This window comes from Gelidibacter mesophilus DSM 14095, assembly GCF_000423005.1.
Taxonomy (GTDB): Bacteria; Bacteroidota; Bacteroidia; order Flavobacteriales; family Flavobacteriaceae; genus Gelidibacter; species Gelidibacter mesophilus.
Genome location: NZ_AUHD01000016.1, coordinates 1 through 24,312, shown reverse-complemented (window position 1 = coordinate 24,312; position 24,312 = coordinate 1). Strand labels below are relative to the sequence as shown.

At 35.1% G+C, this 24,312-nt stretch carries 17 protein-coding genes; 6 read left to right on the top strand and 11 right to left on the bottom strand.

All coding sequences use genetic code 11. The annotated features are described in order from the left end of the window. Nucleotides 1–72 precede the first annotated feature (72 nt). From G525_RS0115625 to G525_RS0115600, 5 genes are all read right to left on the bottom strand, one after another. Nucleotides 73–6,714 carry a type I polyketide synthase gene (locus G525_RS0115625; protein ID WP_027126989.1) on the bottom strand — a complete coding sequence of 2,214 codons (6,642 nt, stop codon included), beginning with the start codon at nt 6,712–6,714 and terminating at the stop codon, nt 73–75. 535 nt (nt 6,715–7,249) lie between these two features. Further along, complete coding sequence (locus G525_RS0115620; protein ID WP_027126988.1) at nt 7,250–8,050, bottom strand: hypothetical protein; 801 nt, start codon at nt 8,048–8,050, stop codon at nt 7,250–7,252. Between the two features lie 66 nt (nt 8,051–8,116). Further along, nucleotides 8,117–8,977: a class I SAM-dependent methyltransferase gene (locus G525_RS0115615; RefSeq protein ID WP_027126987.1), complete on the bottom strand. Its 861-nt coding sequence runs from the start codon at nt 8,975–8,977 to the stop codon at nt 8,117–8,119. Between the two features lie 570 nt (nt 8,978–9,547). Further along, on the bottom strand, nt 9,548–9,940 hold the full coding sequence (locus tag G525_RS0115605; protein ID WP_027126986.1) for a hypothetical protein: 393 nt from the start codon (nt 9,938–9,940) through the stop codon (nt 9,548–9,550). Between the two features lie 94 nt (nt 9,941–10,034). Next, a complete protein-coding gene (locus G525_RS0115600; RefSeq protein WP_027126985.1) occupies nt 10,035–10,400 on the bottom strand; it encodes a helix-turn-helix domain-containing protein in 366 nt (121 codons plus the stop codon). Nucleotides 10,401–10,721: 321 nt separating this feature from the next. On the opposite strand from G525_RS0115600, the gene G525_RS0115595 reads away from it, so the two are divergent. The 3 genes from G525_RS0115595 to G525_RS0115585 all read left to right on the top strand — a co-directional run bounded on the left by G525_RS0115595 (nt 10,722) and on the right by G525_RS0115585 (nt 13,023). Then, nucleotides 10,722–11,879, top strand: coding sequence for a M14 family zinc carboxypeptidase (locus tag G525_RS0115595; protein ID WP_027126984.1), 1,158 nt, complete (start codon nt 10,722–10,724; stop codon nt 11,877–11,879). A gap of 64 nt (nt 11,880–11,943) precedes the next feature. Continuing rightward, nucleotides 11,944–12,423, top strand: a complete 480-nt coding sequence (locus tag G525_RS0115590) for an Lrp/AsnC family transcriptional regulator (protein ID WP_027126983.1) — start codon at nt 11,944–11,946, stop codon at nt 12,421–12,423. Nucleotides 12,424–12,510: 87 nt separating this feature from the next. Further along, nucleotides 12,511–13,023 (top strand): DinB family protein, encoded by a 513-nt coding sequence (locus G525_RS0115585; protein WP_027126982.1) that lies wholly within the window; start codon nt 12,511–12,513, stop codon nt 13,021–13,023. Here G525_RS0115585 and aroB read toward each other — a convergent pair. Continuing rightward, on the bottom strand, nt 13,018–14,085 hold the full coding sequence (gene aroB, locus G525_RS0115580) for a 3-dehydroquinate synthase (RefSeq protein WP_027126981.1): 1,068 nt from the start codon (nt 14,083–14,085) through the stop codon (nt 13,018–13,020). The genes G525_RS0115585 and aroB overlap by 6 nt on opposite strands. Nucleotides 14,086–14,183: 98 nt before the next feature. On the opposite strand from aroB, the gene G525_RS0115575 reads away from it, so the two are divergent. Beyond that, nucleotides 14,184–15,350, top strand: coding sequence for a proline dehydrogenase family protein (locus tag G525_RS0115575; RefSeq protein ID WP_027126980.1), 1,167 nt, complete (start codon nt 14,184–14,186; stop codon nt 15,348–15,350). Nucleotides 15,351–15,500: 150 nt separating this feature from the next. Here the strand turns inward: G525_RS0115575 and G525_RS0115570 are convergent, their stop codons facing one another. Genes G525_RS0115570 through G525_RS0115555 form a run of 4 tightly spaced genes read right to left on the bottom strand, consistent with a single transcriptional unit; the run spans nt 15,501 to nt 21,718 of the window. Next, the gene (locus G525_RS0115570; protein ID WP_027126979.1) at nt 15,501–17,864 is read right to left on the bottom strand and encodes a GumC family protein; all 2,364 of its coding nucleotides are present in this window, start codon (nt 17,862–17,864) and stop codon (nt 15,501–15,503) included. Between the two features lie 25 nt (nt 17,865–17,889). Next, a complete protein-coding gene (locus G525_RS0115565; RefSeq protein ID WP_027126978.1) occupies nt 17,890–18,663 on the bottom strand; it encodes a polysaccharide biosynthesis/export family protein in 774 nt (257 codons plus the stop codon). A gap of 44 nt (nt 18,664–18,707) precedes the next feature. Further along, nucleotides 18,708–20,597 (bottom strand): polysaccharide biosynthesis protein, encoded by a 1,890-nt coding sequence (locus tag G525_RS0115560; RefSeq protein ID WP_027126977.1) that lies wholly within the window; start codon nt 20,595–20,597, stop codon nt 18,708–18,710. Continuing rightward, nucleotides 20,594–21,718 (bottom strand): DegT/DnrJ/EryC1/StrS family aminotransferase, encoded by a 1,125-nt coding sequence (locus tag G525_RS0115555; protein ID WP_027126976.1) that lies wholly within the window; start codon nt 21,716–21,718, stop codon nt 20,594–20,596. The genes G525_RS0115560 and G525_RS0115555 overlap by 4 nt, the downstream gene beginning before the upstream one ends. Before the next feature lie 334 nt (nt 21,719–22,052). Between G525_RS0115555 and G525_RS0115550 the strand changes: the two genes are divergently transcribed. Next, nucleotides 22,053–23,024 (top strand): ATP-grasp domain-containing protein, encoded by a 972-nt coding sequence (locus tag G525_RS0115550; RefSeq protein ID WP_035479903.1) that lies wholly within the window; start codon nt 22,053–22,055, stop codon nt 23,022–23,024. Beyond that, nucleotides 23,008–23,664, top strand: a complete 657-nt coding sequence (locus G525_RS21215) for an HAD family hydrolase (protein WP_035479901.1) — start codon at nt 23,008–23,010, stop codon at nt 23,662–23,664. Before G525_RS0115550 ends, G525_RS21215 begins: the two co-directional genes overlap by 17 nt. A gap of 431 nt (nt 23,665–24,095) precedes the next feature. Here G525_RS21215 and G525_RS21210 read toward each other — a convergent pair. Next, nucleotides 24,096–24,312 (bottom strand): integrase core domain-containing protein (locus G525_RS21210; protein WP_035479898.1); only part of this gene is annotated, 217 nt, incomplete at its 5' end.

Below are 24,312 nucleotides of genomic sequence, written 5' to 3'. Positions count from 1 at the left end.
GATGATGAATTCATCAGTTTGAATTATGTTTTAAATATCCTATTTAAATATGTGCTCGTCTCAATAGGGCTCCTATAAATCGATTTTTTGAAAGCTGCCTTCATTTTCTACATACCAAGCTGGATTTCCTGATTCGTCTAAGGCTAATTTTGCTCCAGGTTTTGGAGGCTGATTCAATTGGGCCGACGTTTTAATATCAGTATGATTGTCTTCTGCCAAGATAGATTGAAAAACTCCCGCTTTTTTGAGTTGACTGATACTTTCAATAAAGGAATCGATTATAAATGTGACATCTTCATCTTTATAGGCAGTAGTCAGAAAACATGGAAAACCATCCCAAACGTGAATTCCTTTAAGTCTCATGAGCACAAAAACCAATTCAGCGTAAGGAATCTCCTCCAAAAACGATAATCTCCATAACGACCTGAAATGATTGATCTCAATAGGTAACTTTTGATTTTTAAAGAATGTATTCAATTCTGATGCTAAACGATCGGTCATTGCGGACAAATCATCTTGAAGTTGAGGTCCATTTTCCTTTAGATGAAGCAACGACGCTTTTGCACTTGCCAATGCCAAAGGATGGCGGACAAATGTACCAGCAAAATAGGTAACTCCAACTTGAGGATAGGAATCATCTCCAAACTGCCAATGACCACCATCAAGGGCGTCCATGTATTGTCTACTACCGGCTATGGCTCCAATGGATAAGCCGCCGCCAATAACCTTGCCATAGGTGGCAATATCTGCTTTAATGCCATACATGCCTTGAATACCTTGTGGATGCATGCGGAATCCGGTGATAACTTCATCAAATATAAATGCTGTATTTGAAGCTTTTGTGATGTTTCTGACCTCCTTTAGGAACTCTACAGGCTGAAAATCAGGTCTTCTACTTTGTATGGGTTCAACAAGAACTGCTGCCAATTCATGGGCCCTGTCACGGATTATTTGTAAACTCTCCTCTGTTCCATAATCTAATATCAACATGTTTTGAACTGATTCTGGCATAATTCCTGGAGCGGCAGGAAAAGATTTCTTAATACGAGAACCTCTCACCAAAACCTCATCAGTTATACCATGATAAGATCTAGAAAATGCAACAATCAGTGACCTACCTGTTACCGTTCTGGCAATACGCATGGCACCCAACACAGCCTCTGAACCCGTATTACAAAGTGCGGAACGGTCATGTTGTGTCAATTCACAAAGTAATTCACAGACTTCACCAGCTAGGGGGTGTTGTGGGCCAACTTCGTAACCGAGCTCTATTTGTTCGTGCAAAGCTTCTTTTATAAAATCAGGTTGATGACCAAATAAACAAGAGCCAAAACCATTTAAAGCATCAATATATTCGTTGCCATCGATATCCCAAAGTTTATTTCCTGAAGATTTTCCAACCACCAAAGGATAAACCAATTCTTTTGTTAGTGGCTTAAACCCAGAAACAACTCTCGGATCAGACATGTGCGGACGATGTTTTTGAGCATAGGCCTTGCTCCCGGCTGTTTTTTTATTATAATCGGCAATCAAAGTTTCCAAAAAGGATTTCTGACTTGAACTTATATCTGAAGATTTCTTTTCTATTTTAGGTGAAGCTCCAAAAGGTTTTTGATGTTCTTTCTTATCATCCTCAGACAAGACTTCAGCTGAAGTCGATGCCGGTGCCGGTGCCGACTGTTTTTCTTGTTGAAAAACTGGTGGCGCTGTTTGTGTTTGCTGGTTATCGTGTCCCTGAAGCAACTCTATTTGTTTCCCTAGAAGTTGTAATTGTTGTCCTATAAGATTTAGAGCTGAACTGTTATTACTGTAGGTATTATTCGTAGTGTTCTGTACCGGTGGCGCTGAAACTTGAGGCCTGATATTATTATTATTATTATTAAAATTTTCAACCGTTTGGGGAGCAGGAGTTGGTGCATACATCTCTTTTGGCAATGTTTTGTCGAGATGCTCTGCCAAGAGGTTTGGAGTGCCTAATTCGTCATTTAGTTGACGGAAAGTTATTGGCGTATTAAAATCATTTCTACAGGTAATAGCCATTTGGGTCAATACAAGAGAATCGAGTCCTAGTTCAAGGAAATTATGATCGTACTCTGACGCTTCCAATTCTATTCCTGAAGTATTCAAAATGATATCTGATATTTTCTCCAGAAGTGTTGTTTTTCTATGTGGTTGTGCAACGGTATTCATTTGATGCTGTGATTGTATAGGTTGATTATTATTGTTATTGATTTCTACTTCTTGATATTGGTTTGTAGTGACATCCCTCATAATTGGTGGATCTACCCAACACAGTTTACGATCGAAAACGTATGACGGTAACCATACCTTTTGACGTGTTTGCCCTTCATAATATGCTTCCCAATTAGGTTCAACCCCTTTTAACCAAAGTTGGCCTAAAGCAGATAGAACTGTATGATATGAGTTTTCTGTTTCATTTGGAACTACCAAACTTGAAACAGACGTGGCCGATTTGGACTTCTTTTTCTGTTGCGATAATGTAGTTAAAGCGCGCCCAGGACCGACCTCCAATAATACAAGATTGTCTAATTCAAGAACGGTATCCATAGCGTTCGAAAAACGAACCGTAGCACGCAAATGATCCGCCCAGTACTTTGGGTCTGTGGCTTCAGAATCGCTTAACCAAGTTCCCGTTACGGTTGAAACAATAGGAAGACGAGGGATGTTTAAAGTTATTTTTTTGACTTCAGCTTCAAATTCTTCTAAAACTGGATTCATCATAGTAGAATGAAAAGCATGACTCGTCAAAAGTAATTTATTCGGAATTTCTTTTTTACCGAGAATTTTCATGAATTCTTCAATGTCTTGATCTTCACCTGAAACAACACAGAGAAGATCGGAATTTACTGCTGCTATAGAGAGGTTCTCGGGCAGAATTTGAGATAAGTTATCGAAACTTGTCCTAACCGATAGCATACTGCCCTGAGGAAGGTTACTTACCAATTTTCCACGAATAGCAACTAACTCCAAGGCATCTTTCAAACTGAATATTCCTGCCAAATGAGCCGCAACAAATTCACCAATACTATGTCCGCATAATAGAGTTGGTTTAACACCCCAGTTTATCCAAAGTTGTGATAGAGCATATTCAACCATGAATAACGCAGGTTGTGTGTATTGTGTGTCCTTTAATCGTACTTCTGCTTCAGCAGTGTTTTGTTCAGGGTAAATGATATTTCGAATGTCATAATCAAATGCTTTAATTAAAATAGCAGCACATTGATCAATGGCTTCTCGAAAAACGGGTTCATTTTCGTAAAGTGAACTTCCCATTTGTAAATATTGTGCACCTTGCCCAGGAAATAAAAATGCCAAGTTACTAGGGGTCGACTTTAATTCAGAAGATTTTATTGAACTTGTTCCGTCAGATAACAATTGTGTCAATGCACTTTCTGAATGGGATGCCAACACAAAACTCCGCTTATTAAAGGAATCTCTGGTGGTACTGAGGGAATGCGCAATATCTGCTAGTTTATGTTCATTTGATAATTTGATAAAATTGCCAAGAGCCAATTTATAACCATCAAGACTATTTTTTGATTTAGCAGACCAAGTTAAAATTTGTAAAGGTCTACTATTGCCTGAAGCGGCTTGCTTTATTTCAAATTCTTCAACAACGACATGAACATTGGTACCGCCAACCCCGAAGGAGCTAATTCCTGCACGACGAATTTTTTCAGACTCCCAATCACGCAATTCATCATTGACAAAGAAGGGGCTGTTCTCAAAATCAATAGCAGGATTAGGTTTTGAAAAGCCTAAGGAAGGTGGGATTTGACGATGATTCATAGCCAAAATGGTCTTAATAAAACCAGCAACTCCAGCCGCAGCCGTTAAATGGCCCATATTACTTTTTATGGAACCAATAGCACAATAGTTTTTCTGGCTTTGTTCGCCAAAGGCATCATGAAGCCCCTCCATTTCTATAGGGTCTCCAATAGGAGTAGCCGTGCCATGAGTTTCAACATAACTTATGTCCGAGGCAGAAATATTGGCGTCATTGAGAGCTCTGTATATGGCTTCGGATTGTCCTTCTACGCTAGGAGCAGTAAAGCTTCCTTTTCCACCACCATCGTTGCTAATTCCAATACCTTTAACAATTCCGTAGATGTAATCGCCATCTTTTTTAGCGGCCTCTAAGCTTTTAAGGAGGACGACGCCACAACCATCGCTAAACACTGTTCCTTTGCCGTTTTCATCAAATGAGCGACAGTGACCATCAGGACTTAACATGGATCCTTCTTGATATAAATGTCCGCTATTAATTGGAACCGTTACACTAGATCCGCCAGCTATAGCCACATCACATTGGCCATTTCTTATCGCTTCCGTAGCTTGGGCAATGGCAAGAAGAGATGTGGAACAGGCAGAATGCACGCTGACTGCTGGTCCTTTCAAATCTAAATGATAAGCAGTTCTAGTGGCTATATAATCCTTTTCATTGAGAGTGCTTGCTTGGAAATCTCCCACTTGATTCAACAGTTCGGTGTTTGGCAAGATGTTTTTCTTATAGTAAGTATTCATGCCCGTGCCTGCATAAACCCCAATGCTTCCATCATAATGCTTAGGAAGATGGCCAGAATGCTCAAGGACTTCCCATGCTATTTCTAGAAATAAGCGCTGCTGAGGATCCATTACCGAAGCAACCTTTGGATTTAGTCCGAAGAATGCCGGATCAAATTGCTTTGCAGAGGGGATAATCCCGCGCGCTCGTACATATAAAGGATCTTTCCGTAGTTCTTCAGAAATGCTCGGATCTAATTCCTCCAAAGAAAAGAATGATGTGGTTTCTTTTCCGTTTTTGAGAACTTCCCATAATTCGTGGATGGTGTTTGCGCCAGGAAACCTACCTGCCATACCAATAACAGCGACGTCATTAGAGAATCTATTGGTTTTAGTAAGTGCCTTTTTTGATTTAGTGACCTTGTTGGGATCTAGATAATTCGAAATCTCAGCAATTCTAGGAAATTGGTACAATTTTGTTACTGGCAATTTATAATTGTAATCTTTTAATAGAGTAGCCACTAATTTCTGAGCCAATAGGGAAGTACCTCCCAATTCAAAAAAGTTGTCATCAATACCAATTTCCGGAATATGTAATAAATCAACCCACACTTGAGTTACATTCTTCTGGATTCTGCTGGTTGCCGCCTTATAAGGAGGCGCAGAGCTGGGTCTACTATACTGGGGGGTAGGTAAACTCTTCTTGTCGATTTTACCACTTGAAGTTCTTGGAAATTTTTCAACCAACAAAAAATAGGAGGGGATCATATAATCTGGCAAAATATCAGATACTTTTTGACGTATTTCAAATACATCTAAGTTATCCTTATTCGGCTGCATATAGGCAACTAGTTGAGATTGGCCACCCAAATGGTTGAACGCAACGACCACTGTTTGATGAATGCCAGAAATGGAGTTGATTGCTAATTCAATTTCTGCCAATTCTATTCTATGGCCACTAATTTTAACTTGATCGTCCTTACGACCAAGAAATTCTATATTCCCATCAGGTAAATATTTTGCAATATCTCCAGTGCGATAAATTCGTGTATACTTACCATCAGGAGAGTTCCAATTTACAAATTTTTCATCCGTTAGTTCTCTTTTATTCATGTAGCCATCGGCTAAACATATACCTGCAATGCATAATTCTCCAATAGTGCCATTAGGTAAAATTTCTTGTTCATTATTAAGCACAAATAAATCCGTGTTGCTAATTGGTTTTCCTATGGTGGGCAAGGTTGGCCAGTCGTTAGGATTTCCTTCCAATTTTAATTCGGTAACTACATGACACTCCGTAGGACCATATTGATTATAGAGTACGCAATTGTGTAATCTGGTAAAAAGATTAATTACCTGCGGGGTTATTTTTAGTTGTTCTCCGGCAGTCATTATTTCCTTAAGTGATGCTGGGTAATGATTTGTACTCAATGATGCCTCCGCTAAGGCTTGTAGTGCAACAAAAGGCAGAAAAAGTCTGTTAACTTTTTGTTTATCAATATATTCTAAAAGTGCTACCATGTCAAGTCTTAAAGCATCATCGATGAGGACCAAAGTACCACCGTTGCTCAACGTTGCCATGATTTCTTGAAAAGATACGTCAAAACTTAATGGCGCAAATTGCAAAGTGCGCGTGCCATTTTTACAAACAGAATTGTTGTTTTGCCACTTAATCAGATTGACCATGGCTTTTTCGCCCATACATACTCCTTTTGGTTCTCCAGTAGAGCCTGAAGTGTAAAGGACATACGTTAGAGAAGTAGTAATATTTGATTCGACGAATTGAGAACTTGGCGATTTTTGAATTTCATTATTTAGTATTGGTATAAGACCAAGTTCTACAGCATTGCCTTTATCAGTCTTAGTAGTTAAGCAATACGTCAGTTTAGAATTGCTGATTATACTGTCAAGTCTTTTCCTAGGATATCCAAAATCTATAGGTAGATAAGCTTTGCCAGCCTTTAAAATTGCAAGCATGAAGATGATTTGTTCACTACCTCGCGTGGTAGGTACACCTAAAATATTTTCATCTTTTGCGTAACATAGAATAGAGTTATAAATCCGAACCACTTCCTCCTCTGTTTCTCTATAAGTCAACCTGCCAGCGTTTGTCATCAAACAAAGATCATCAGGATATAATCTGGCAGCCTTCTCAAAGAGTTCGTACACATTACTACTAGAGTTGCTCATCTTATTTCAATTTTATTTGTGAAGTATTATTAATTTAAATGTTGACAGTTTATTATTTCTAAAATCGAATTTAATATAATTTAGTATACAAAATATCCTATCAGTCTAAAACTTACCACGAGCTTTAGTTTTAAATTATTTATATTGGATTTCGAGAGGGAATATTTATTAAACTTAAAGAATATTTTAAATATCCTCAAGAGAAATTAGACCAATTGTTTCTTTTTTCGTTCAAAATCAATTAGTCTCCTTCAATTAAAATAGTTTAAGTTAAAACAAAAGAATCCCTTATTAATTAGCCGTATCAAACTTAAACTTTAATCGGTCTTGTTTTAAAAAAGGACATCTTATTTTTGGCCATATTTACTGCGCGAAAATTTTAACCTAACCTCAAAAATAAAAGTTGTAAAAAGATTTAAATGACTTATAATATCTTATTATAGATAACATAGTTATAGTTTAATCAAAGCGATATTAATGACATTAAATAAGTCTATCAACAATTAAGCTTGTTTATTTTAATACTTGTAAAGTGCTAAATATTTTGAACTCTATTTAAATTGAATTTTTTTACAGGATTCATAAAATACATAAAACCTAACATTGTTAAGTAATAGACAATTGAGAATGCGGTGAAGGTTGCAATTCCTCCTGTGCTAGGTGAAATTGATAGTGCGTTTAGGGTGATGTTGAGGGTAAATTGTAATATTAATACGCAAATCCCGCTTTTAGAATGTCCATAAACAATTGTGCACATCCCTGCGATTCCCAACATGAAAATGCCTAAAGATAATATTGGAATGCCAGGAAGAACGCCTTCTCCAAGAATAACTATAGGAATCCACCATAGAGTCCATACAAAACCAACAATTTGACTTGCGTAAAAAGGGTTAATAATTTTAGATAATTCTCGAATGCAGTAGCTAACCCAGACTACCTCACCTAGAAAAGCCCAAACAAACAAGGCTACAACACCTCTAAGGTTTAAGACTCCAAAATTTGTTTTTAAAATGGAAGTCAATTCCACGCCCGAATACAGCCCTTTTAGCAACAATGTAAAAGCACCTACGGAGAAAGCAAACAATAAGCTAAATAAATACCATTTAGGACTAACTCTCCAATTCAGCATAGGCTTGAAAATATCCTTTATACCTGCATTACCTCTGGTATATTTTACTAAGCAAATCAAGAAAAATAAAAGGACACAGAAGCGGCCATTGTTGTATAAGTATTTTGGAACTAAACCTATGGTTCTGGAATAAACAAAAATAACGTTCACCACAGGACCAAGAGCTAAAAATACCCAGATCTCATATTTTCTTATAAATTCTCTCATAATCTTTTAAATGGTGTATACTGTTGATTTTGGAAATTGAAGTGAATTAAGGTCAATATTAAATTTTTAGTTTTTGGCACCAATAAAGGTTTGCTTGTCACTGGCTTTATACCAAGTTTTTTGTGAAAAATGCCATAGACTAAATCCTGCATTTTTAAAAAGTCGAGGATAGTTGTGAGAAAAGGAAGGTTCATGACCATAAAGCTGGGAGCCAGGGTGCAATTCAAAATTGTGATCAGCGCCATTGGGCTCGATAGCAATAAACATTGTTTTGCCCAATTGATTAATTGTTTTCAACATTTCTTGCAAACGTGGCTCGATAAAATATTCTAAAACGCCTCTAGAGGAGACAAAAATTGTTTTATCACGTCCATTGTCTTTAATCCAGTCAAATGCATCTGCTGCCACAAACTCCAGTTTTTCTTCGTTCTCAAACTTCTTGTTATTAAGTTCAATCTGATCTTTACTCAAATCAATGCCAATAAATCGTTTGATACTGGGAAACTCTGAACTCAAATAATTTAATACGTCTCCATTTCCGGTTCCAATTTCAACTAAAGTGCTGAACTCTTCTGATTCATTCGAAAGCTCGACTTTAAGTAAATCGAATATAAAAGTGCAATGAGGGATGAAATCTGTGTTAAATGTATCTTCAGTTTCTGAAAAAAGTTCGATGGCTTTGTTGTTAATCCAAAAGTCTCGATTTAATTGAGCTATGGTATTGTGATCTTGTATTTTTTCGAGCTTTTTCACAAGAGCAGCGCGCATCAACCTTTCATTAATAGTCATGTTCTTCTTGTTTTTATGGATCAAGGTGATTCTGTTTTCCGAAAGTTGACGTGCTTTTTTCGGTTGTAGAAAAACAAGCGCATTTCCTATTGTTGCCGTTATAATCGGGTATAAAAATGATGTGAATTTTTTATTCATTGATTTGATGTTAGAACAATTTGTGACAGTGATTGAGAATAGAGAAATTGAAATTAGTTTTCAAGGCATTAAAATCAAATAACCATCTATATGATGAGCGCGCATGTTGAAAAAATAAACCGATCAATGATCTAGTTTTCAGTTTCCAGGCTCCCTTAGTTTTTAAGTTAAAAAAATAATTTAGGATTGATCTTGACATAATAAATAGGGAACGCCTTAGAACCGAAGTTGCATTAATCAGATATACTGAAAGTAGCATTAGGAGTGATTGGTTTTTATTAAGGAACATATACATTGTAACAACCATAGGAAAACAAAGCAGGTATTATGTTGAAACAAAAATAAAAGACTTGTGTTTTCTTAATTTTAAATTTAGTTGGCTAAATATAAATAATACTATTCTACAGATTATAGTTTATTAAGAATTTTTAGCTAAATGGGAAATATTAACGCTATACGGCTTGAGAGTTCTAGTTATTGCCAATCATTGGCTTGATTTTCAAATAATCTCAAATAATCTCAAAGAATGTCCTTAATTGTGGTGGGAATCACCATTGGGTGTGGTACTGTTTAGTCTATTTTAGTTGCTTCTCCTTTTTCTATGTGCTTTTGTTGACTACCATGCTGAATGGCCAAGCTATATTCAAAAGTATAGGAGTTTTCAGAAGTAGTTAAGATTTTCATGTGGATTGCTTTCTCCTCACTCATGTTCTTAGGGTTGATATGCTTCATAATGAACTCACAATCGTTGATCCATCTAATGGAAGCCGTATCAATTTTGTTTTCGTAATAATCTATGTTTAGACTATCTGTTCTAACAAAGCGTCCTGTTTTCTCAACACCATCTATAGTATATGTAAATTCAAAGGTGCCAGTTTTAAAATCGTTACAGTTTCTTTCTTTGTTGTAGCAGCTTGTCAATAAAAATAAAAAAATTAGCGAAAAAGAAAACAGGAATTTCATGGTCTTGAGTTTAAGCGCAAAACTAGTTAAAAAGAAAGCGATTCAGAAATGAAAAATTTTAAAATATAAATTAAGACCAATCAAAGAGAAATGTCTAGCCTTTTATAAATTCTTTAAAAGTGCCATCCTTATAGAATATAACAATTTTATCGATGCTTTTGTCTCCAGAATCATTTTTTTGAAGCATAGGAAGCTCAGTAACTTTTTCTGGTGGGATTGGTACTTTATTAGGTTGTGATGGAAATTCGCCTTTTCCGTTCAGAAGCCAATAGAGTTCAACTTCAGGATAGGAGGTTAAAATTTTTAAAACAAAATCCAAACTAGGTTTATTCCTTCCAGATAGAATATGTGAAATGCTGGAACGCTGGACACCTATTTTGTCCGAAAAAGAGGAGGCCGATTCAGCGTAGTAATCAATCACTTTTTGAAGCCTTTTTGCAAAATCATCATTGTTTATCATTGTAAACTCGTATCGTCTTTTAGTGTAGTTACAAAGGTAAACAAATCATCGGAATGATAGCTAATTCTGCTTATTGAATATTTCAAAGGGTTAAATATGGTTGAAGTAAAATTTTATATAATAGTGTCTAATTGTCTGAAATACAAATTAATAATTGATTTACATAAAAGTCTTACTTTCATTGGGTTCTATGGTCACCAAAAACATCATGATATTTATGCTGCTTGTATAGTATTGTAAACAATTGCACAATTAATTACTGTTTACATTTGTAAATTATCATTTGTTTACATTTGTATCGAAATCAATTACAACATTCCAATGGCCTTAGAAATCAAATATCAGCAATACTGTGAGACCTCACTTTTTGGTCGTTATATTAACGCTGATCATATCATAAATCTGCTTAAAAAACACAGTGCATACTTTGAAATTTCTGTTATCGGTAAATCTGTTTTAAATGAAGATATTCATTTTGTAAAAATTGGAACTGGAGAAAAAAAAATTTTGATGTGGTCGCAAATGCATGGCAATGAAAGTACAACTACTAAAGCAGTTTTTGACTTAATGAATATCATGACAGATTCTGAACATCCTCTTGTTGGAAAGTTGTTAGAGACGTGTACAATTGGCATTATTCCGATGTTGAGTCCTGATGGCTCTCGGTCTTATACGCGGTTAAACGCAAATCAGGTGGACTTAAATAGAGATGCCCAGCGCTTATCACAGCCAGAAAGCAGGGTTCTGAGAGCATGTTTTGATAACTTTCAGCCCAGCTTTTGTTTCAATCTTCATGGGCAGCGAACTATTTTTAGTGCAGGAGCTTTTAATAAGCCCGCTACTGTTTCCTTTTTATCACCAGCGCAAGACAACGCATGTACTGTTACGGAAACCCGTAAAAAAGCTATGGATATTATAGTTAGGATGAATGAGAGCCTCCAAAATCAAATCCCCAACCAAGTAGGTATTTATGATGATGCGTTTAATATCCATTGCGTTGGTGATACTTTCCAAACTTTAGAAGTGCCAACAATACTTTTCGAAGCGGGTCATTGTCACGAAGATTACCATCGAGAGAAGGTTAGGGCCTTGATCCTGGATTCACTATGGGTCGGGTTGAAGGAGATAGCCTTTAATGAAATTCAAGGGGTTGGTGAGGAGGCCTATTTTAAGATTCCACAAAATGAAAAGTTGTTTTATGACATTATTGTCCGAAACGCAAAGTTGAGAAAAGGGGAAAGTTATCAAATTTTGGATATTGCCGTACAATTTGAAGAGCGACTTGATCGAGATCACATCATATTTATTCCCAAAATCGAGAAAATAGCTGACTTAAGTGGTTTTTTCGGCCATAAAGAGATTGAAGCCCATGGGGAGTTGGTGTTTACTGAAAATTATAAAGAGCTAAATGAGGGTGTCGAAATCGATTTCGTATTGATAAATAACAAAAAACACCAATTATATGAAGAAATTAAGTAGTTTTTGATGTATTATCTTCAACAAATTTCTATTATTTTTGTAAAAAATTTAATATTTCACAAAAATGGGAAAGTTCAAGTTGGATGAGATTGATCATCAAATTTTAGATATGTTAATTGATAATACCCGGATTCCATTTACGGATATTGCTAAAAAATTAGTGATTTCTGCAGGCACGGTTCATGTGCGTGTTAAGAAAATGGAGGAAGCAGGGATTATCCAAGGGTCATCGTTGACATTGGATTACAAAAAGTTAGGCTATTCATTTATCGCTTATGTTGGGGTGTTCTTGAATAATACCTCACAGACAAAGTTCGTTTTGGAGCGTATAAATGAAATTCCGTTTGTTACGGTGGCACATATTACAACAGGCAAATTCAATATTTTCTGTAAGGTAAGAGCAAAAAACACCTCTCATGCCAAGGATATTATCTTTATGTTGGACGATATTGAAGGTATTTACAGAACGGAAACTATGATTTCATTGGAAGAGAGCATTAATGATAAAAAGCGATTGATGCACTCTATTTTTAATGAGTTGTAATGGTGTTATCGTGTTCTAAAAAAGCATACCCTTTGTTGAGAAATCATTAAAGGGTATTTTTATATATAAAAAATAAAGTAGCTAATTTTGATTAAAAGAGAACTCAGGTCAGATGAATATCATCCGTACTATCAGCCTATTGATAAGCTTGGAGATGAGGATGTTCTAGAGCTCTTGAGGTTTCACTATAAGGAGGTTGTCACATTTATTCGCAGTCTAAATGATAATAGACTGAATTATCGCTATGCTGAAGGCAAGTGGACTGTCAAGGAAATTATTCTTCATATAATTGATACGGAGCGCGTCTTCTCCTATCGTGCGTTGTGCATTGCCAGAACTGATAAAACTGAATTGCCTGGATTTGATCAAGATGCATTTGTTTTAAATAGCCGTGCGGCTGAAAGAAATATTGAGAGTCTGTTGTCCGAATATGAAAGTGTGCGTTTGGCAACGATAACCTTGTTTGATAGTTTTGATCACAAGGCCTGGACGCAAATTGGCACAGCAAGCAATAGTTCGCTTTCTGTGAGAGCTATTCCTTTCATTATTGTTGGTCATGAAAAACATCATCTTAATATTATTAAAGAGCGCTATTTATGATGCATAATAATCAAAAGCTTTCATTATCAACTTGTTATCAACAAGACAATCTATTTTAGGCACGCCTATTTTTTCAAGCAATACAAAATTGATATTGCCATGTTCGTTTTTTTTGTCATATTTTAAAAGGTCGATGATGGCGTCATAATCGGAAGGTTCAATAAGTATCCTCTTGAATATATTTAAAAACGTCGATTTAACGGATTCCAGATCGCCCTCAGGAAATCCTAGTAATTCAGATGAAATATAAGTTTCCATGATCATGCCAATGGCAATAGCTTCACCATGAAGCAATTCTTCCTTATCCTCTTCGATCAAAAAGTACGATTCAATGGCGTGGCCTAAAGTATGCCCAAAGTTGAGAGTTTTGCGTAATCCATTCTCAAGTGGATCAATAGTTACAACGGTGTTTTTAATTTGAACTGATTGGTGAATTAAAGTATCCAAATCATTTAAGGTCAATCCATTTAGATCCAAAAACTTATTCCAATAAGAAGCATCATAAATAAGTCCGTGTTTCAACATTTCGGCCAATCCACTTTTTAAATGGTTTTGAGGAAGCGTGTCTAAAAAACTCGTGTCTACAAGTACCATGTCTCCAGAAGAAATTACCCCAACTTGATTTTTAAGAGCACCTAGGTCGACTCCGGTTTTGCCTCCTACCGAGGCGTCAACCATCGCCAAAAGAGAGGTTGGGACGTTAATATATTTTAAGCCACGCTTAAAGGTACAGGCTATAAATCCGCCCAAATCAGTCACAACGCCACCTCCAACATTAATAATGAGACTTTTTCGGTCTGCACCCAATTCAGAGAGCGCATTCCATACGCCAACGCAGGTATCAATATTTTTATTGACTTCTCCGGCGTCAATTTCAATGATTTCACAATCCAAATCTGTTTCCAGATTTGACATAAAATGTGGTAAGCAATGAACGTGTGTGTTATTATCAACGATAATAAATATTTTCGAAAAACGATTGTCTTTCAGGTAGTTGTTTAGAGCTTTGTATCCTGTAGCATTAAAGTGGACAGCATATGAATCGGTAGTAATTGAAGTCATTATTTTGATAGCTTTAATAAAGGATGAAAATAAGCAGTTTTTAATTAATTAATAGCGAATGAATAATTAAATTTGCTTTTATTTTTTTAAATATGGCCATGTCAAAAATTTTTGAAAACACCGAAATTGCTTTTAGCCTTAAAAGTGATTCAGAGCTTGAGCGTGCTTACTTTTTGTTCAAGATGATTTCCCATGAACCTTTAGTTAGAATAGGCACAGCAGCTGCTAATTTCGCTCTAAAGGCTCATCTGCCTGTGGAAGGGTTGATCCGAGCAACCGTGTTCGACCATTTTTGTGGAGGTGTCAACGAAGATGATTGCTTACCGGTTATAGACAAGATGTTCGATAAGGGCGTGAGTTCTGTTTTGGATTATTCCGTTGAGGGCAAGGAAATAGAGTCCCATTTTGATGCAGCCATGGAAAAAACCTTAAAGATTATTAATTTTGCTGACGAGAAAAAGTCTATGCCAATTGCAGTATTTAAACCTACTGGGTTTGGAAGGTTCCATTTGTTTCAAAAGAAAGGAGAGCGAAAGCCGCTTACAGCGCAAGAACAAGTCGAGTGGGAGCGCATAGTGAACCGTTTTGATAAAGTTTGCAAATTGGCCAAAGAAAAAGATGTTGAAATTTTGGTTGATAGCGAACAAAGCTGGATGCAGGATGCCGCCGACGAATTGTGCGAAGACATGATGCGAAAGTACAATACTGACATACCAATCGTTTATAACACCTTTCAATTATACCGTTGGGACCGATTGGATTACCTTAAATTACTTCATGAACGTGCTAAGAAGGAAGGTTTCATGATAGGAGCAAAAATTGTGCGGGGCGCATATATGGAGAAAGAACGTGAGAGAGCCGATGCTAAAGATTATGATTCTCCAATCTGCGCCACCAAGGAAGCCACTGATTTAAATTTTAATGAGAGTTTGGACTATATCCTTAGAAATATTGATACCATTTCAGTATTTATAGGTACACATAACGAGCAAAGTTGTTATTTGGCGATGCAAATGATGGCAGATCTGAATATTGAAAAAAGTGATAATCGGGTATGGTTCGGGCAGCTATATGGAATGAGTGACCATATTAGTTTCAATTTGGCTGCAAACGGTTATAATGTAGCCAAATATGTTCCATTTGGTCCTGTCAAGGATGTTATGCCTTATTTAATTAGAAGAGCCGAGGAGAATACTTCGGTTGCAGGACAAACGAGCAGGGAGCTCATGTTGCTAAAAAATGAAAGACAACGACGTAGGTTATAACAAATGAAAAAGGTGAATATCTAAACTATATTCTTTTAAAAATAACTATCGGATATTTGATTCCCGTTAAGAAGGGCGCACTTGCAATAAAAAAAAAGAGACTATTTCAATCTTCACGAAATAGTCTCTTTTGTTAACTGGATTATTGGATCAAGAAAATTGATACCATTTTTTATTTTTAGTAGGTTCCGTTCCATAACCGTAACCATACCCTGAACCTTTTTTATCAAAATTGGTTCCGTTTAATAACAAATGCATATTGGGTAGTCTATTGTCTGTAAATAGTGGTTTAGCAACTGCCACCAAATGTCTTTTATCAATATTATCAGCACCTACAACATAAATAAATAAATCTGCAAATTTAGAGATTAAAAGTGTGTCACTTACTAATCCAGCGGCAGAAGCATCAACGATGATATAATCATATTTATCTTCAAAATAATTGAATAGCTCCTCAACTCTCTTACTCATTAAGAGTTCAGAGGGGTTAGGAGGTATAGTTCCCGAAGCTATGACATCGAGATAGGGATTCCCTTTTAATTTGGTTACAATGTCATCCGGGCTTATTTTTTTATCAGCTAGGTAATCGGATAAACCAATTTTACTTGACGGCTTTTCCTTTAAATATTGCATGATTTTTGGCACTCGAATATCCATTTCGATAAGTAATACCGTTTTTTCCGAAAATGAAATAGAAGAGGCTAAATTTGTACTGGTATGTGATTTGCCCTCTTGCGCTCGAGTAGAAGTAATAAAAATCTTTTTTGCAGTATCGCCATGATTCTTTAAGACAAAGTCGATATTCGAGCGTAAAATCCTGAAAGATTCTGCCTTTGGCGAATAATCAACTTTGCTTATAAGCTTCATTTTCTTACTTGTCTGAGGAATGTCACCAATATACGGAACTTTTAAAATTTGCTGTAAGTCGTCTTTGTCATAAATTTTAGTATCTAACAAGTCGCTAACAAAAATAAAGCCTATTGGAATTAGCAATCCAAACAATACCGCTCCTAAATAGGTCAACATTTTATTAGGGGCTACCGGTGAAAATGTTGAATATGCTGTTTCAATCACTTTGGCATTAGGTGTGAACATACCTAGGCTTATTGCTGACTCTTCACGTTTTTCCAATAAAAACATGTAAAGCGATTCTTTGATACTTTGTTGGCGTTCAATATCGCGAAGCTGTCGTTGTTTAGTTGGCGCAGTATAAAGCTGGCCACGAATTCTTGCATCTTCTTTATTTAGACTATTGAGAGTAATCTGGCTTGTTTTCTTCATGCTCTCTAAAGAACTCTCCAAATTTGCTTTTAAGGCGTCAATTTGATTATTTAAATTAATTACAGTTGGATTTTTCTCACTTGAATTTTTCAATACATTGTCGCGTTGCGCAACAAGTTCATTATGGGTCTTGGTTACTTGATTAATGTTCGAATCTGCTATACCGATGTTGGATGGCAAAAGATCAGAACTCTTATTATTATCTTTTATTTCTTCCTGCAGATAATCAATTAATTGAATAGTATTTGCTGTACTGTTTATTTGAAATTCATTCTGTTTTTCACTTTCTAGATAGATATTGGCTTGCGAACCAAGAGCGGTCAAATTATTTTTTTTCTGAAGTTGTTCGGCTGTAAAGTCTACATCTTCTAATTCCTTAAAAACCAACTCTAATCGGTTGTTTATAAAATCTGAAGTTACCTGAATGACCTCCTCTTTATCGTTAATGACATCATTATTGTATTCCTTTATAACTTCATTAAGAATATCTATCCCTCGTTCAGGAATATTATCCCTTAATGTGAGCTTAATGACGGACGATTCTTTTTCGATAGATGCTAAAATTAATTGTTGGTATTTATTGACAATTGAAGAAACCGGATTTATAGTAATTTTTAAATTACTACCTATACTTGGACTTCTTTTTCCAGTATTTGGAACAATGATCAGGTCACCAAATCCAGTCTTAATGCGATCTCCAAAAGAAAATATTTTTCCATCAGAATCATTTCTATCAATTAACGATTTTCCATCATCTTTAAACATTAAAAACTGTGATGCTGATTTAATCTTAATGAATAACGTAGTATCTACTTGGTGTACTATTGAATCAAATGCAAAAAAATTTAATTTTACAGGTGGGTTTTTGTAAACTTCTATCTCTTTAATCTTGCCTTGTTCAAAGTATCTTATATTAAGATCCAAATTTTTAACGATATTGGAAATTATGGTTCTGGAAGTCATAACCTCAATTTCATCCATTATTTTGGTATTTCCATCAGAAAAGAGGCTGCCTTTACTTAATTCTGAAATGCTTGGAAGTTTTTGAGACTGTTTGTCATCTTTTATTTTAATTGTTGCTGAGGCTTGATATTGATAAGTGGTATATCTAAGATATGCGAAGGCTAAACCGATAGCAATCACTACAAATAATAATATTAATTTCCATCTAGAAAGATAAAGTTCAATAGTTTTCTTAACTTCGTTAGTAGATGTTGACGAATTTGATTCCATAAATGTTATTATATTAAGCTCTATTTTATTTTATCAAAAATACGGCTGCAATGGTAGTTAATGTGCCTATCGCAGCAATTAGTACAGAGTTATTTTGATTATAACTTGATGATCGTATTTTGGCGTTATTTGGTTCCACTACAATGACATCATTTTGTTGCAAGTAATAAAGCGGAGAACTGATAGAATTGACTGAGGTCAAATCAATTTTTGCGAATTTTTTTTTGCCATCAACTTCGCGAATCAAAAGAAGGTTTTTTCTTAGTCCGTAAATTGTTAAGTCGCTTGCTAAACCTAGAGCTTCCGTTAAGGACAGACGTTCATTTTCAATGGTATATGTGCCTGGTCGATTGACTTCTCCGATAATAGTTACTTTAAAATTAACAAGACGAATATTTACAATTGGATCTTTAGCATATTCACTGATTTTTTCTTTTAGCATCTCGGTCAGTTCTATTCTAGTCATCCCCGCAATATGAAGAGTGCCTAAAACAGGGAATTCAATATTTCCATTGTAGTCAATCAAATAATTTTGCATGCGCTCACGACCATTTGCATTTATAGGATCAACACTTTCGGTAAATGTAGTTAAATTGAAAGGCTTTGCGGCTAATGGATCCGCTGCAGAGACAATAATTGTTAAAATGTCATCGGGTTTATAAATTAACTGTTCAGCTGTAGAGTCTATATAACCATCTGTTAAAGGTTCATCTTGAAAATAGATAAGATCTTTACGTGATGCACAGGAAGTGGCCATTATTATTGATAATATTGATAATATGACAATATTTGTTTTCATGTTTGTTTCTTTATTTTGTTTTTGAGTTTGTATTCTTAACCACTTTATTTATTATCTAAAACTTCGTAGGTTGAATTATTTGATATGTATTCTGGAATTAAAAGCTTTATCGCTGACACTATTTCTAAAGGTTGGGTTAATGAATTTATAGAAGTAAGTTTATTTATTTGTTTTTCTATGCTTAAAATATCGATATGTCGCGACTTAGCAATCATTATTTTTTCATGATAAGTTTTGGTTGTCTTTTCACCGTCCGCCAAAAGTTCCTCATATATTTTTTCTCCTGGCCTTAAACCGGTAATTTTGATATCAATGTCTTCAGGGTATCTTAAACCAGATAAAATTATCATATTGGTTGCAAGATTATAAATCTTGATAGGCTCACCCATATCAAAAACAAAAATTTCTCCACCATTGCCCATTGCGGCAGCTTCCAAAACAAGCTGACATGCTTCAGGTATTGTCATGAAATACCGCGTAATATCCTTATGGGTTACGGTTAACGGACCACCTTTTGAAATTTGTTTTTTAAATAATGGAATTACAGATCCATTTGAACCTAGAACGTTACCGAATCTAGTAGTTATAAATTTTGTATGTCCTTTTCCCTTAAGACACGTCACATAGAGTTCTGCAATCCGCTTAGTAGCCCCCATCACGTTTGTTGGATTAACTGCTTTGTCTGTAGAAATTAAGACAAATTTATCGACACTATGTTTAACAGCTGTATCTGCTACATTCTTCGTGCCTAAAATATTGACGCTAACTGCTTCAAAAGGGTTGTTTTCCATTAAAGGCACGTGCTTATAGGCCGCGGCATGGAAAACGACTTTAGGTTTATACTGATTAAAGATTTGGTCGATTCTATTTATATTGCGCACGTCGGCAATAATGGCTTCTACATTTTCAAAGCCCTCTTGTTTAAATTCTTGCTGAAGATCATAGAGCGCGGATTCAGAATTGTCAATAAGTATTAATTTTTTGAAGTTATATAAGCTAATCTTTCTACAAATTTCACTTCCTATAGACCCAGCTGCGCCTGTTATCAGGATAATTTTATTTTCATATTCCTCTGTCAGGGTAGGATTCGCTATAGAAATAGGTTCTCTTCCTAGCAAATCTTCAATATTGACATCTTTAATTTGACCAATACTTAAATCACCATCAATCCAGTGCTGGACAGGTGGAACGATTTTAACGTGTAGTCCCAGTTCAAACAAATGGGCTGTAATTTGTAGTAATCTCGAAGGTTCAATATTTTGAATAGAAACAATGACCTCTTTGATGTTGTTTTTTGAAACTAATTCCGTGGTTATTTTATTTAGACTGTAAACGGGTAAAAGATTAATCTTCTTTCCAACTTTACTTTCATTATCATCTATAAAACCTATAACGTTGTAACTATTAGTCGGGTCGTTGCTAATTGCTGTATAGGTTATCATTCCTGAATTACCAGCGCCAAATATCAATACGTTTTTAGTAGCTATGAAATCATTGGTTATGGAGTTATAGACAGATTTAATAAATAACTTGAAACCTATTAAGAAGAATACATTGAGTAATAAATGAATGTATATAATAGATCCTGGAATATCATATATTTCACTAAAATTATATTTTCGACTAAAGAATGTAGATATAATGAGTACAGTCGCTAAAATATTCGCACCAATAATGATGTTGATAATATCTTTATAGCCAATAAATCTTACCACCCCTTTATGAGAACCTACAGCTAAAAAACTTACTATGGCGGCGAGTAAAACAAAAGGAATTTGAGCCATCATCAGTTGGAGATCAAATTCAATTTTAAAATTAAATCGTATAAGGTATGCAAGAAAGAAAGTAAACGCTACAATCATCAAATCGATGATCAGGATTAACCATTTTGAAGCATATCTTTGGGATGTTTTATGTAAAATTTTGTAGATCATACATTAAAATACGTTGAAATGACGGTCAAAACTCTGTCAAGTTCAATATCGGTTAAATTAGACCCGCTAGGTAAGCAAAGACCCCTATCAAATAAATCGTCAGAAACACCATTGAGATATCTTGGTGCATCTTTAAAAACTGGCTGTTGATGCATTGGTTTCCATAGCGGTCTAGACTCTATGTTCTCCTTTTCTAAAGCGAGTCTTAAGCCCTCTCTCATCTCTTTGTTTTTTAGTAAAATACAACTTAGCCAACGATTTGAGAAATAGTGCTCAGGTTCTTCTAAAAAAGATATATAACCGTTTTGGTTAAGAGCATTTTGATAAAAAGCATAATTAGAACGGCGTTTTTCAACATGACTATCTAATACACGCATTTGGCCCCGTCCTATACCAGCAACAATATTTGACATTCTATAATTATATCCAATATGTGAATGTAAGTAATGCGGTGCATTATCTCTTGCTTGAGTTGCTAAAAAAACTGCTTTTTCTTTATCTTTTAAAGTCTTTGTTACTAACGCCCCACCTCCAGAAGTGGTTATGATTTTATTTCCATTAAAAGATAATATAGAAAAATCGCCAAAAGTCCCACAGTTTTTGTCATAGTATTTACTGCCCAATGACTCGGCACTATCTTCAATAATTGGAATCTCGTATTTTAAACCAATTTGATTAATTGCATTGACATTATAGGGCATCCCGTATAGATGTACAGCAATAATAGCTTTCGGTTTAATACCTTTCGAAATTCTATCTTTTATGGCTACTTCAAGTTGTTCAGGGCACAGATTCCAAGTGTCTTTTTCACTGTCTACAAAAACAGGAGTTGCACCTTGATAAACTATTGGGTTTGCGGAAGCCGAAAACGTCTTACTTTGACAGATCACTTCATCTCCAACTCCAACCCCTAGTAGGATAAGACTTAAATGAAGAGCTGATGTGCCAGAGGCCAATGCTGCGACTTGACAATCTTGTTTTAAATAAGTTTGTAAATCGATTTCAAATCCATTTACATTAGGACCTAATGGAGCTACCCAATTAGAATCGAAAGCTTCTTTAATAAAGGATAGTTCAGTACCACCCATATGTGGCGATGACAGCCAAATTTTTGGTTTCATAAGTTAAAATTGTTAAGTAAACTATGATGGTTACTATTCAATTTCATGTCAAAGGGGATCTGGGACACGATCAAATTTTGATAAATATCTATTATTAAGTTCAAACACCACTAATTAAAACGATAAAGAGTAAATATTCACGATATTAACTTTAGTTTTCAGCGAAAATAGTAATTTCTCCCGTTTAATTAAATATATTTTGAATGGATACAAACTAAATGTTACAGTATAAATCAAGTTTTTATACTGATTGTATGATTGAGTTTGTTTTTTCTATATTATATTTATCCTCTGTAATTATCTATTGGATAATTAGAGTTACTAAATGAGAACAATGAATATTTTAATAACCTCCGCAGGCCGTAGGGTTTCCCTCGTAAAATCTTTCCAAAAGGAACTAAAAAAAATAGATCCTAATGGAAAGGTTTATGCTTCTGACTCCAGTCCCATCCTTTCCTCTGCATGTCAGGTGGCAGATAATTTCTTTAAAGCACCTCTACTTGATGATTCTAGTTACTTTAATATTTTATTAGATCTTTGTAAAGCGCATAATATTTGCTTAATTGTTCCAACCATTGACACAGAATTGCTCGAACTTGCACAAAATAGAGATAGATTTAGAAAGCATGGTATTGAAGTTGTTATATCATCTGCCGAATTTGTATCAAAGTGCAGAAATAAGCGGTTAATCCATGAATTCTTTAAAGATCATAAAATTAATGTAGCTAAAGAATATTCTAAAGACAATTACACACTTCCTCTTTTTATTAAACCCATCGATGGGAGTAGGAGTATCGATAATTTTATAGTTCTCTCAAAAGAAGATTTTACAGAATATCATTTTAGTAATGATAAACTTATGTTTTTAGAGTATTTAGATCAGGAATGTTACGATGAATTTACGTGTGATCTATATTATGGTAAGGATAATAAATTAAAGTGTGTTGTTCCCAGAAAGAGAATTGAAGTGAGGGATGGGGAGGTCTATAAAGCCTTGACTAGCAATAATGCTATAGTGCCTTATGTAAAGAAAAACTTGAGTTATATTGATGGCGTTGTGGGCTGTCTTACAGCTCAATTCTTTCTGAATAAAACCGACGAGGAGCGAATTGTTGGCATTGAAATAAATCCAAGATTTGGTGGAGGATATCCCTTAACATATTTATCTGGTGCCAATTTCTCAAAATGGATTATAGAAGAGTATCTATTGGGAAAAAGCATTGATGATAAATTTGATGTTTGGGAAGATAATTTATTAATGGTGCGCTATGACGCAGAAGTTCTGGTTCATGGATATAAAGGTTGATCACGAAACGGTAATTGTTTTTGATTTGGACGATACCTTATATAATGAGTTAGATTTTTTACGATCCGCATATGCATCAATTGCCAGATCTTTAGAACCTGAAAATTGGAAACAGTTATTCGCTTCGATATTTTCTTTGTACAGAAGTAATGGCAATGTTTTTGAGTTTCTATCGAAAACTTACGGAGTTGAAGTGACTTCATTACTAAAGATGTACCATAACCATCAGCCTAATATTCAGTTGTTTGATGGTGTGCTAGAGATTTTTAAAGCAATAAAAAGTAAAAATGGAAGAATCGGAATAATAACGGATGGAAGATCAAAGACACAAAGAGCAAAACTTGAAAGTTTAGGGATATTAAATTATATTGACAGCATTATTATTTCTGAAGAAATTGGTTCTGAAAAACCAAGCTTAGACAATTTTAAGGCCATTGAGAGCTCTCTGCCCGGAATTGTTTATTATTATATAGCTGATAACTTAAAAAAGGATTTCATTGCACCAAATGCCTTGGGGTGGAAAAGCATAGCTTTAATTGACATGGGTAAGAACATACATTTTGAATCACATAAGTACATTGGCGACATCTATTTGCCTCAAAGGTTTATTCTTGATTTTGTGGAGCTTAAATTTATATAAATAAGCTATCATTCAATCAACAGGCATCAATTTTCCACAAACTAGCAATTGGTTCTTGGCATTGGGCTTGTTTAGTTCTGTACTAGATAAGGGACATTTTTAAATGGATGGAGGCTAAGTTTTCCGGCAATCTCGTTAATTTCAAGACTGAGCTTGCTTTTATATGCACTAATCGATAAGGCTATGACATTGTAGTTCTTTTTTGCCTTTATAAAACACCAATCTGATGTAATTGTTTATATTTTTTCTTCACAAATCAAATTAGCTAATCATTGGGGCTAGTCCTCGCTGATTTAATTTGAGTTGCTCTTACTAATTGAAGATGCACTGTAGGCTTCCCCAGTTTAGAACTGTTTGTTAATCCAAATATATAATTTTTTCCGTTTTAAAATGAATTGGCTTTCTCTTCATATTTCTGTTTAAAAGCCAATTTATTTTAAAATGAGCCCCGCGGCAGCGGCATGTTGCCTTTTCGCATATTCTATAGGCGCAATATTACCCAAGGAATCATGAGGTCTATGATGGTTATAATCATCCATCCATATCTGTGTCTGTTCCCTTACCTGGTCTATGTTATCAAAAATGTATTTATTGAGGACACCTCTTCTATATGAACCATTGAACCGCTCTACAAAAGCATTTTGGGTA